Genomic DNA, 7738 nt, shown 5'->3' with positions numbered 1-7738 from the left:
GATATTTATTTATCCAGGCTATAAATACCAGGTGATTGATGCCCTGGTCACCAACTTCCACCTGCCGGAATCGACGCTGATCATGCTGGTTTCTGCATTTGCTGGTTATAAAAACACCATGCACGCCTACCACGAAGCGGTAAAAGCGGAATATCGCTTTTTTAGTTACGGAGATGCGATGTTTATCACGTACAATCCGCAGGCTATTTCTGAGCGTGTCGGGGAATAAATTTCCGGCATGAGTATTTAACGTCGGACTGTTTTTCTGACGCAGGAGTTAAGATGAAATTTGAACTGGACACCACAGACGGTCGCGCGCGTCGCGGCCGCCTGGTTTTTGATCGTGGCGTAGTGGAAACGCCTGCATTTATGCCGGTCGGTACTTACGGCACCGTAAAAGGCATGACGCCGGAAGAAGTTGAAGCCACCGGCGCGCAGATCATTCTCGGCAACACTTTCCACCTGTGGCTACGCCCGGGTCAGGAAATCATGAAACTGCACGGCGATCTGCACGATTTCATGCAGTGGAAAGGGCCAATCCTTACCGATTCCGGCGGCTTCCAGGTTTTCAGTCTGGGCGATATCCGCAAGATCACCGAGCAGGGCGTGCATTTCCGCAACCCGATCAACGGCGATCCGATTTTCCTCGATCCTGAGAAGTCAATGGAGATTCAATACGATCTCGGTTCCGATATCGTGATGATCTTCGACGAATGTACACCGTACCCGGCCGACTGGGACTATGCTAAACGCTCAATGGAGATGTCTCTGCGTTGGGCGAAGCGCAGTCGCGACCGTTTTGACAGTCTCGGCAACAAAAATGCGCTTTTTGGCATCATTCAGGGCAGCGTTTACGAAGATTTACGTGATATCTCTGTCAAAGGTCTGGTAGATATCGGCTTTGATGGCTACGCTGTCGGCGGTTTGGCTGTCGGTGAGCCGAAGGAAGATATGCACCGGATTCTGGAGCATGTTTGCCCACAGATTCCGGCAGATAAACCGCGTTACCTGATGGGCGTCGGCAAACCAGAAGATCTGGTTGAAGGCGTACGTCGCGGTATCGATATGTTTGACTGCGTGATGCCAACGCGAAATGCCCGTAATGGTCATTTGTTTGTGACTGACGGCGTGGTAAAAATTCGTAACGCGAAACATAAAAGCGACACCAGTCCGCTCGATGCTGAGTGTGATTGCTACACCTGTCGCAATTATTCGCGCGCTTACTTGCATCATCTCGACCGTTGCAACGAAATATTGGGCGCGCGTCTCAACACGATTCATAACCTTCGCTACTACCAGCGTTTGATGGCGGGTTTACGCAAGGCTATTGAAGAGGGTAAATTAGAGAGCTTCGTGACCGATTTTTACCAACGTCAGGGTCGACCAGTTCCACCTGTGAACGTTGATTAATTTTAATAATGAGGGAATTTGAATGAGCTTTTTTATTTCTGATGCGGTAGCGGCAACAGGTGCTCCGGCGCAGGGCAGCCCGATGTCTCTGATTCTGATGCTGGTGGTGTTTGGTCTGATTTTCTACTTTATGATCCTGCGTCCGCAACAAAAGCGTACCAAAGAACACAAAAATCTGATGAACTCCATTGCGAAAGGCGATGAAGTGCTGACTAACGGTGGTCTGGTGGGTCGCGTGACCAAAGTAGCAGAATCTGGCTACATCGCTATTGCGCTGAACGATACCACTGAAGTGGTTATTAAACGTGATTTCGTAGCTGCCGTTCTGCCGAAAGGCACCATGAAGGCGCTGTAATTTATTGTTTTCCCAAAGGGAACTGCCGTGTTAAACCGTTATCCTTTGTGGAAGTACATTATGCTGGTCGTCGTGATTGTCGTCGGCCTGCTTTACGCACTTCCCAACCTGTATGGTGAGGATCCGGCTGTTCAAATCACTGGCGTGCGCGGTGCCGCCGCCAGTGAGCAAACGCTGATCCAGGTCCAGAAAACGTTACAAGAAGATAAAATCACACCTAAGTCTGTGGCTCTGGAAGAGGGTGCTATTCTTGCGCGCTTCGACTCCACTGATACCCAACTGCGCGCACGTGAAGTGCTGATGGGCGTGCTGGGCGATCAATACGTCGTGGCGCTTAACCTTGCTCCGGCAACCCCGCGCTGGCTGGCAGCCATTCACGCAGAACCGATGAAACTCGGTCTTGACCTGCGTGGTGGCGTTCACTTCCTGATGGAAGTGGATATGGACACCGCGCTGAGTAAGTTGCAGGAACAAAATATCGATAGCCTGCGCAGCGATCTGCGTGAAAAAGGCATTCCTTATACTACCGTTCGTAAAGAAGATAACTACGGCCTGAGCATCACCTTCCGTGACAGCAGCGCCCGTGATGAAGCTATCTCTTATCTGAGCAAGCGTCACCAGGATCTGGTTATTTCCAGCCAGGGCAGCAATGCTCTGCGTGCGGTGATGACCGATGCGCGACTGAGTGAAGCCCGTGAATACGCGGTACAGCAGAACATCAATATTCTGCGTAATCGTGTGAACCAGTTGGGTGTTGCTGAGCCGGTTGTACAACGTCAGGGTGCTGACCGTATTGTCGTCGAACTGCCGGGTATCCAGGATACCGCGCGCGCGAAAGAAATTCTGGGCGCAACCGCGACGCTGGAATTCCGTCTGGTAAACACCAACGTTGACCAGTCTGCTGCGGCATCCGGGCGCGTGCCGGGTGATTCGGAAGTGAAACAGTCTCGTGAAGGTCAGCCGGTTGTGCTGTACAAACGCGTGATCCTGACTGGTGACCATATCACCGATTCCACTTCCAGCCAGGACGAATACAATCAGCCGCAGGTTAACATCTCGCTGGATAGCGCGGGTGGTAACATCATGTCCAACTTCACCAAGGACAACATCGGTAAGCCGATGGCGACCCTGTTTGTGGAGTACAAAGACAGCGGTAAGAAAGATGCCAACGGTCGCGCCGTGCTGGTGAAACAGGAAGAGGTGATTAACATCGCCAACATCCAGTCTCGCCTGGGTAACAGCTTCCGTATCACCGGTATCAACAACCCGAACGAAGCGCGTCAGCTTTCTCTGCTGTTACGTGCCGGTGCGTTGATCGCGCCGATTCAGATTGTTGAAGAACGTACCATCGGCCCAACCCTGGGTATGCAGAACATCAAACAGGGTCTGGAAGCCTGTCTGGCCGGTCTGGTGGTGTCTATCCTGTTCATGATCTTCTTCTATAAGAAGTTCGGCCTGATTGCGACCAGCGCGCTGATCGCTAACCTGGTGCTGATTGTCGGCATTATGTCGCTGTTGCCGGGAGCTACGCTGAGTATGCCGGGGATTGCGGGGATCGTCTTAACCCTTGCCGTCGCGGTCGATGCTAACGTACTGATCAACGAACGTATCAAAGAAGAGTTGAGTAACGGTCGTTCGGTGCAGCAGGCCATCAATGAAGGTTATGCGGGCGCATTTAGCTCCATCTTCGATGCGAACATTACGACGCTGATTAAGGTCATTATCCTGTACGCAGTCGGCACCGGGGCAATTAAAGGGTTCGCGATTACTACCGGTATTGGGGTAGCGACGTCGATGTTTACCGCAATTGTCGGTACACGTGCCATCGTAAACCTGTTGTATGGCGGCAAGCGCGTCAAAAAGCTGTCAATCTGAGGAGTGCGAAGTGGCACAGGAATATACTGTTGAACAATTGAACCACGGCCGTAAAGTCTGGGACTTTATGCGCTGGGACTACTGGGCTTTCGGCATTTCAGGTTTTCTGCTGATCGCGGCCATCGTGATTATGGGCGTGCGCGGCTTTAACTGGGGTCTCGATTTCACCGGTGGTACGGTCATTGAAATCACGCTGGAAAAACCAGCTGAAATGGACGTGATGCGCGATGCGCTGGAGAAAGCGGGCTTTGTTGATCCGCTTCTGCAAAACTTCGGCAGCAGCCACGACATTATGGTGCGTATGCCGCCAACTGAAGGCGCAGACGGCGGTCAGGTGCTGGGTAGCAAAGTGTTGAGTGTGATTAATGAATCCACCAACCAAAACGCCGCGGTGAAACGAATTGAATTCGTGGGGCCGAGCGTGGGTGCAGACCTGGCGCAAACGGGTGCGATGGCGCTGATGGCGGCGCTGATCTCAATCCTGGTGTACGTCGGTTTCCGCTTTGAGTGGCGATTGGCTGCAGGGGTAGTTATCGCGCTGGCGCACGACGTAATCATCACACTTGGGATCCTGTCGTTGTTCCATATCGAGATTGACCTGACTATCGTCGCATCGCTGATGTCGGTAATCGGTTACTCGCTGAACGACAGTATCGTCGTCTCTGACCGTATTCGTGAAAACTTCCGCAAAATTCGTCGCGGTACGCCTTACGAAATCTTTAACGTGTCATTGACGCAGACGCTGCACCGTACGTTGATTACGTCCGGTACGACGTTGATGGTTATTCTGATGCTTTTCCTGTTCGGTGGTCCGGTACTGGAAGGCTTCTCGCTGACCATGCTTATCGGTGTTTCCATCGGTACCGCGTCTTCTATCTACGTGGCATCGGCGCTGGCGCTGAAGCTGGGTATGAAGCGTGAGCATATGCTGCAGCAGAAGGTCGAGAAAGAAGGGGCGGATCAACCGTCGATTCTGCCTTAAGCGACGCAGAGCGTGTGAAGCGTAAGAACTGGAATCCCGATCGCAAGGTCGGGATTTTTTTTTGCTTGTGCTTTAGCGGCTGAGCATTATCTTTTTCTGTCGCCACACTACTGACAGTATGCTGTCAGTAGCCCTGTTTTATAGTCCTTCTGAGATTACCCACACAGGCAGGAGGAAGTATGAACAACGTAATTAACTGGTTTGAAATCCCCGTGGCACAAATGGAGCGCGCCATCGCTTTTTATGAGCCAGTGATGCAGGTTTCTTTGCGTCGGGAGAATATGGACTGCGCCGAGCTGGCCGTATTCCCGCATCAGGATCCCGCTCCTGGCGGGGCGTTGGCTAAATTTGACGGTATTTCGCCTTCAGCGCAGGGCGCTATTATTTATCTGCATACGGACAATTTGGCTGCCACGCTTGAACGCGTCGCCACCGCTGGCGGTCAATGCGTGTTTGGCCCGCTCGAACTGGGGCAGGACATTGGTACGATTGCGCTATTTACTGACAGTGAAGGCAATCGTGTTGGTTTACATCAACCCGCGTAATATTTTCAGGCCAGAGGATTAAAATGAGTAGACGCGCCGACCGTTTGTTTCAGATTGTACAAATCCTGCGTGGCAGGCGAGTGACAACGGCGGCGCTGCTGGCAGAACGTCTTGACGTTTCTGAACGGACGATTTATCGCGATATCCGCGATCTCTCTTTATCCGGCGTGCCCATTGAAGGCGAAGTGGGCAGCGGATACCGCTTAATGGCCGGGTTTGATCTGCCACCGTTGATGTTAACGCATCACGAATCAGAAGCATTGATGGTCGCGATTCGGTTGCTGAAAACATGGGGCGGGGATTCACTTTCACAGGCACTGGAGTCCGCGCAGGAAAAAGTGCTGGCGATATTGCCGCCAGAAAGTCGCCGCAGGGCCGAGCAAACGCGGATTTTTGCGCCAGATTTTGGTAATCAGCCGCATTCACGCAGTGCCTTCGATCTCATACATCGCGCGGTTTCGGCGCAGCAGACGCTGGCGCTGCATTATCGAGATGAGTCCGGGAACCTCTCCTGGCGCGACGTTCAGCCGCTAGGATTATTTTTCTGGGGCGAGCACTGGCTTCTGGTTGCCTGGTGCGAGAAGCGTGACGATTATCGCTGCTTTCGCGTTGATCGCTGTCTGAAGATCACGCTGCTCGACAGGCATTTTCGTGAATCGTCTGATCGCTCGCTAAGTGACTTTTTACGTAAAGTACGTTGTGAAGACCAGCCGTAAAAAAGCCAGCGGTTAAGCTGGCTTGTCTGCATAAATTGTCTGGATTAGAAGTTGTAACCTACGACCAGATAACCACCCCAACCGGTTGATTTCGCGCTGAAGTCGCCTTCGCCCCAGTTCAGGGTATCCCCACCTTTCCACTGGCCGCCGTTATGGAAATAACGCGCGACTACGGAGTAGTGCCAGTGATCGTAGTTCAGCGCCAGCACGTGGCTGGAAGCGATAGAGTTGCTGGTACGGTTAGGATCATCACCCAAATCTGAACCCCAGTCGAAGTTGGTGAAGCCAATATAGGTCAACTGACCGCCCCAAACCTGGGTGATCGGCACAAAGTATTTCACTTTGAAACGGTAACCATCCCACTCGTTTTCGTTGGATGCGCCATAGTTCTGCCACTGGTATTTAGCATACACGTTCAGGGACAGACCCATCGGCAGACCGGTGTCGATATCGGTACCCAGACCCATATACCAGGTGCTCTGGCGGCTGGCTTTGTTATCACCCATATCGTAGATGTAGTTGTTGGCGAAGTACCATTCTTTGAATGGTCCAAAGCTCAGGTCAGCACCGGTCAGCTTGTCGATGGAGAAACGCGGTTCGATTTCCATAAACAGCGGAGAACCGTCAGACCAGATGCCTTTGTCGTTACCGTTACCCCAGTCGAAGGTTTTCGGGATATCGATGTAGCCATAGAAATCAAACCAGTCTTTTTTGGCAAACGCTTCGTATTCCAGATACACGTCGTTGTTCAGTTTCGGAGAGAAACGGGTGTGGTAGCTGCCCACCACGTTGACGCTTTGGTGCCACCAGTCGGACAGATATTGCGGTTTGTCATTTTCTGCTGCGTTGGCAGTAAAAGACGAGGAGAGCGCCAGCACTGCACCGGCTGCAAGTAATGTTTTTTTCATATGTATGCCACTGTTTGAAATCCCTTTCGGGAGTGAAAAATGCGCAAATTGCGTTTCTAAATATTTCGTAATTCTTCGGAGCCTATTATAAAAATCATTGTTCACAAAAATATGTCTTGTTTCACAGTTCTATCATTTACGTAATCGATTGCGTTCACGTTTGCGTACTTTAGGCGGCGAATTGTACTGGCTCTGATGAATGTTGCCAAGTTTTGCCAGAAATATCGGTTATGTCAGGGGAGTAACAAAAGGGGGCGAATTGATGTTGCGGAACGCACAAAACGTTCCGCAAAAAAGTTTATTGGCTAACAGGCTGTACGTCGTGAATGCGAACAAATCCCAACTGGTCGGGGGAGAGACCATTTATCTGCAACGGAATGTCTACGTCGCTGGGGGCAAGAATACTTGCCGGGGCGTTGACCAGTTGGTTTTGAACATTCACTTCCTGGTAATTCTCTGTAGTGCCCTGAATTTGCCCGTACTCTACGGTGGCGCTGAAGGCGGGCAAGGGCGTATTGGACTCGCCCTGAATGCGTAGCGTTAACCGTGTGCCATCGGCGTTTGGCGCAATATTCACCAGCGACATACGTAGCGTGCCGATCTGGCTTTCCAGCCGGGCAGGCGTTTTGGAGCCCGGCAACAGATAGGCGCCACTGGTCGATTTGGCATTCAACATATTTTGTTGCGTAATTTTTACGGTTTCCTGATTAAGCTGCGTCATCTCTTTATTTAGCGTGCTTACGCTTTGATGCATTTGGCGTACTTCGCTTTGCTGCGCGCAGGCGCTAAGACTAAAGAGGCTTCCCACCAGGAGAATTCTTAGGTAACGTCTTGTCATTGTGATTACTTCCTTCATTGTCGCGATAGCATAATGGTAGTGTGCACAGAGCACGAAGGCATCGATCCTTTGTCTCAAAAGCGCTGCGCCTTTGTTGTCACGCCAGTTC

At 51.6% G+C, this 7738-nt stretch carries 9 protein-coding genes; 7 read left to right on the top strand and 2 right to left on the bottom strand.

Features of this window, described 5'->3' with window-relative positions:
* The 7 genes from KQJ18_RS19450 to KQJ18_RS19420 all read left to right on the top strand — a co-directional run.
* The coding region (locus KQJ18_RS19450) for an S-adenosylmethionine:tRNA ribosyltransferase-isomerase (protein ID WP_216422526.1) at positions 1-229 on the top strand (229 nt) is incomplete at its 5' end.
* Between the two features lie 53 nt (positions 230-282).
* Positions 283-1410: a tRNA guanosine(34) transglycosylase Tgt gene (gene tgt, locus KQJ18_RS19445; protein WP_003021535.1), complete on the top strand. Its 1128-nt coding sequence runs from the start codon at positions 283-285 to the stop codon at positions 1408-1410.
* A gap of 22 nt (positions 1411-1432) precedes the next feature.
* Positions 1433-1765 carry a preprotein translocase subunit YajC gene (gene yajC / locus KQJ18_RS19440; RefSeq protein WP_003021544.1) on the top strand — a complete coding sequence of 111 codons (333 nt, stop codon included), beginning with the start codon at positions 1433-1435 and terminating at the stop codon, positions 1763-1765.
* Between the two features lie 27 nt (positions 1766-1792).
* The gene (gene secD / locus KQJ18_RS19435; protein ID WP_071888113.1) at positions 1793-3640 is read left to right on the top strand and encodes a protein translocase subunit SecD; all 1848 of its coding nucleotides are present in this window, start codon (positions 1793-1795) and stop codon (positions 3638-3640) included.
* Between the two features lie 10 nt (positions 3641-3650).
* The gene (gene secF / locus KQJ18_RS19430) at positions 3651-4622 is read left to right on the top strand and encodes a protein translocase subunit SecF (RefSeq protein WP_038638190.1); all 972 of its coding nucleotides are present in this window, start codon (positions 3651-3653) and stop codon (positions 4620-4622) included.
* 179 nt (positions 4623-4801) lie between these two features.
* Complete coding sequence (locus KQJ18_RS19425; protein ID WP_069323951.1) at positions 4802-5167, top strand: VOC family protein; 366 nt, start codon at positions 4802-4804, stop codon at positions 5165-5167.
* A 23-nt stretch (positions 5168-5190) separates the two neighbouring features.
* On the top strand, positions 5191-5883 hold the full coding sequence (locus KQJ18_RS19420) for a YafY family protein (protein WP_137346921.1): 693 nt from the start codon (positions 5191-5193) through the stop codon (positions 5881-5883).
* A gap of 44 nt (positions 5884-5927) precedes the next feature.
* On the opposite strand, the gene KQJ18_RS19415 is transcribed toward KQJ18_RS19420, so the two are convergent.
* The gene (locus KQJ18_RS19415; RefSeq protein WP_003021561.1) at positions 5928-6791 is read right to left on the bottom strand and encodes a nucleoside-specific channel-forming protein Tsx; all 864 of its coding nucleotides are present in this window, start codon (positions 6789-6791) and stop codon (positions 5928-5930) included.
* Positions 6792-7089: 298 nt separating this feature from the next.
* The gene (locus tag KQJ18_RS19410; protein WP_069323953.1) at positions 7090-7629 is read right to left on the bottom strand and encodes a DUF3251 domain-containing protein; all 540 of its coding nucleotides are present in this window, start codon (positions 7627-7629) and stop codon (positions 7090-7092) included.
* Positions 7630-7738: the final 109 nt, after the last annotated feature.

It is taken from the genome of Citrobacter sp. S55_ASV_140 (assembly GCF_018919505.1).
Lineage (GTDB): Bacteria > Pseudomonadota > Gammaproteobacteria > Enterobacterales > Enterobacteriaceae > Citrobacter > Citrobacter werkmanii.
Note: the sequence above shows the minus strand (reverse complement) of the source record. Positions and strands in the feature narration are given on the sequence as shown.

What these genes read in the sequence shown, in the direction of transcription:
- tgt (WP_003021535.1), top strand. Translation starts at nt 283, where the DNA reads ATGAAATTTGAACTGGACACCACAGACGGTCGCGCGCGTCGCGGCCGC.
- yajC (WP_003021544.1), top strand. Translation starts at nt 1,433, where the DNA reads ATGAGCTTTTTTATTTCTGATGCGGTAGCGGCAACAGGTGCTCCGGCG.
- KQJ18_RS19425 (WP_069323951.1), top strand. Translation starts at nt 4,802, where the DNA reads ATGAACAACGTAATTAACTGGTTTGAAATCCCCGTGGCACAAATGGAG.
- KQJ18_RS19420 (WP_137346921.1), top strand. Translation starts at nt 5,191, where the DNA reads ATGAGTAGACGCGCCGACCGTTTGTTTCAGATTGTACAAATCCTGCGT.
- KQJ18_RS19415 (WP_003021561.1), bottom strand. Translation starts at nt 6,791, where the DNA reads ATGAAAAAAACATTACTTGCAGCCGGTGCAGTGCTGGCGCTCTCCTCG.
- KQJ18_RS19410 (WP_069323953.1), bottom strand. Translation starts at nt 7,629, where the DNA reads ATGACAAGACGTTACCTAAGAATTCTCCTGGTGGGAAGCCTCTTTAGT.